The sequence below is a fragment of the Antrihabitans spumae genome (genome assembly GCF_043944905.1).
Taxonomy (GTDB): Bacteria; Actinomycetota; Actinomycetes; order Mycobacteriales; family Mycobacteriaceae; genus Antrihabitans; species Antrihabitans spumae.
Genome location: NZ_JBIMSN010000112.1, coordinates 1 through 2,837 on the forward strand (window position 1 = coordinate 1; position 2,837 = coordinate 2,837).

The 2,837-nt window shown below is 60.5% G+C and carries 3 protein-coding genes; 2 read left to right on the forward strand and 1 reads right to left on the reverse strand.

All coding sequences use genetic code 11. From position 1 onward, the window contains the following. Window positions 1-820 precede the first annotated feature (820 nt). The gene (locus ACHIRB_RS23315) at window positions 821-1,465 is read left to right on the forward strand and encodes a TetR/AcrR family transcriptional regulator (protein ID WP_395118341.1); all 645 of its coding nucleotides are present in this window, start codon (window positions 821-823) and stop codon (window positions 1,463-1,465) included. A gap of 7 nt (window positions 1,466-1,472) precedes the next feature. Here ACHIRB_RS23315 and ACHIRB_RS23320 read toward each other — a convergent pair whose 3' ends face one another. Beyond that, complete coding sequence (locus ACHIRB_RS23320; RefSeq protein WP_199704398.1) at window positions 1,473-1,676, reverse strand: PspC domain-containing protein; 204 nt, start codon at window positions 1,674-1,676, stop codon at window positions 1,473-1,475. Window positions 1,677-1,855: 179 nt separating this feature from the next. Here ACHIRB_RS23320 and ppk2 point away from each other — a divergent pair, with 179 nt between their 5' ends. Then, window positions 1,856-2,773: a polyphosphate kinase 2 gene (gene ppk2 / locus ACHIRB_RS23325; RefSeq protein WP_395125308.1), complete on the forward strand. Its 918-nt coding sequence runs from the start codon at window positions 1,856-1,858 to the stop codon at window positions 2,771-2,773. Window positions 2,774-2,837 lie beyond the last annotated feature (64 nt).

The following is a 2,837-nucleotide window of genomic DNA, read 5'->3' on the forward strand; positions in this document are numbered from 1 at the left end:
CGAAAACCCAATCCGAAACAGATCAAGCCGGCACGTCAGCCCGGAGAAAGATCTGGGTTAGCTGGGACCCAGCTGGAGGGCGTGCCGGTTATGGCAGCTACTACCGACCGCCACAGTCGAAACGATGCACAAATGTGGCACGGGTCACGTTCTTTCGGACAGTAAAAGTCTCGAAGAATATTGGATATCTATAGCTTTCGTGACCGCTGATTAATAGCGTTGGGCACGCGGCAATTGCCGTTCGAAAAAGTATTCACACCCCTCGAAGAATGGAGCCCAACTGTGGGTAGCATCGAAGACCTTGACGTCCTCACCACTCTCCTCGAATTCTTGCAGGCGCTCGGCGGCTCGGGATCTGCTTCCTCGTAAAGGAATACGCATTCCTCCCAGAGTCGCGCACCGATAACAGATTCGGGGTCGGGGCACATTGTGTGCTCGCCGAATCTGTGTATGAACGAGGAGTGAACATTTAGTTCGAGCCGTGCATTCGGATATTTCGTTTTGTAGCGTCTAGGCGTCCGCATACGGCGGATCGTGGTCTCGGGATTCGTCTCGCGACTCGGACGAAACGGAGATATTCGGATGGATTTCGGCTTCCTTACCACCCTGCTCAGCCTGCTTGCGTCGGGCTCGGCGGCATAGGGTCCGCGTTCGGCTGGAGGATCTCTGGCGAACTTCGACAGGCCGATCACCTAAGGGTGATCGGCCTGTTGCGTTTCCTGGCGTAAATGCTGTTTGCATGCCGAATCGTTGGCATTCAGAACGGTCGTGAAGTTCGGTATGGCGCTATGAACCCGACGTTCGGTATCATCTTTGGGCAATGTCACAGGAAACAGTCGGCCGGACGTACCGCGGCCAAGCCATCGAAGACCGGCAGCGCGAACGGCGCGCCCGCTTCGTGAACTCCGGTCTGACCTTGTTCGCTCGTGATGGCTACGCCAACAGCTCGGTCGGTGCCATCTGCAAGGACGCCGGGTTGTCTTCCCGCCAGTTCTACGAAGAGTTCTCCAGCCGAGAAGCGCTGCTGATGGAACTGTTCGACGAGATCGAAGGGGCATCACGGGACGCGGTCGCCTGCGCCCTCGCAGCTACGCTCGACGCCGGCGTCGCCCAGATGATCGAAGCTGCAGTCCGCGCGTACATCGAATCCGTTGGTGCTGATCCGCGTCGCGCGAAGGTTGCGATCGTCGAGTCCGTCGGCGCAAGCCCTCGGATGGAGCAATACCGGTTACAGCAGCGCAAAGTGTGGGGCGCGATGCTTGCCGGCGTCGCGGAAGAGGCCGCGACGCACGGTGAGATCCCAGCCGGTGACTACGCGATGCGGGTGAGCGCCTTGCTCGGAGCAGTCAACTACGTCATCTACGACTGGAGTATCTCCGAGCCCCGGCCCGCCCTCGACGACGTGATCAGAGTTCTCACGCGGACCCTGACGGGCGCAATCGGGGCTGCCGGAGTCGGTTCCTAGCTGTCGATCAGGCCTGTGGCATCAGCATCCACGCGGCGATGTAGACAAGTGCGACGGTGCCGAACGAAATGAGCGCACCGACGACGGTGAGTGCGCGGACCAGGTTGACGTCGAGGTTGGAGTACTCGGCGACGCCGGCGCACACGCCGGCAACCATCTTGTTCTCACTCGAGCGGACGAAGGGGCGGGTGGGCTGGGATTCGAATGTCATGACACCGAGTTTGCGGGACAGGCCAGCTCAGCCACATCGGGACTTCCCCCGATTTCGACCCTGAACTCACCCCGCTACGAGTGGGAAACCGAAGTCCACCGTTCACCGGCTCGTCACCGATCGGTCGTGTGCAAACGCTAACTTCTTCAACCGTGACCGCCCTCGATGGACCTGATCAACTGTCCGAACGTCGCTACGTGAGCGCGGTCGGGGATCTGCGTACAGCCGTCGATCTGTCGAATACCAGTGGTTTCGTGGTGAACGACGATGACGACGACGATCCGATCCTCCTCACGCATCCGGAAGGCGCGATCGTCGACACGTGGCGCGAGGACTACCCGTACGACGAGCGGATGTCGCGCCAGGAGTACGAGATGACGAAGCGGTTGCTGCAGATCGAGTTGCTCAAGTTGCAGAACTGGACGAAGGCAACCGGTCGGCGTCTGGTTTTCGTCTTCGAAGGACGTGACGCGGCTGGCAAGGGCGGCACGATCAAGCGCTTCATGGAGCATCTCAACCCTCGCGGAGCGCAGGTCGTCGCGTTGGAGAAGCCGTCGGCGCGCGAGTCGTCGCAGTGGTACTTCCAGCGGTACGTCGATCACCTTCCCGCGGCAGGGGAGATGGTCTTCTTCGATCGGTCTTGGTACAACCGCGCAGGTGTCGAACGGGTGATGGGGTTCTGCACCGACGAACAGCACGCGCGATTCGTCCGGCAGACGCCTCTGTTCGAGCAGATGCTCGTCGACGACGGCATAGACCTGGTGAAGTTCTGGTTCTCGGTGTCGCAACTCGAGCAGCGCACCCGCTTCGCGATCCGTCAGGTCGACCCCGTTCGGCAGTGGAAACTGTCGCCGATGGATCTGGCCTCACTCGACAAGTGGGAGCAATACACGGCGGCCAAGGAAGAAAGCTTCCGCCACACAGACACCGATTTCGCACCATGGACCGTGGTGAAGAGCAACGACAAGAAGCGCGCACGGGTCAATGCCATGCGGCACGTACTCGGCAAGTTCGACTACGAGAACAAGGACGAAGAGGTCGTCGGAACGGCCGATCCGCTGATCGTCGGTCGTGCGAAGGACGTGCTCGGGGAGTAGGCGGCTCCGCCGCTCGTGAGTTAAAGGTGCCCTCCGGACGCGCTGCTGGGGTGAAAATGGGGTG

Bases quoted from the DNA above. Each gene is read 5' to 3' on its own strand.
- ACHIRB_RS23320 (WP_199704398.1), bottom strand. From the start codon at position 1,676: ATGACATTCGAATCCCAGCCCACCCGCCCCTTCGTCCGCTCGAGTGAG.
- ACHIRB_RS23315 (WP_395118341.1), top strand. From the start codon at position 821: ATGTCACAGGAAACAGTCGGCCGGACGTACCGCGGCCAAGCCATCGAA.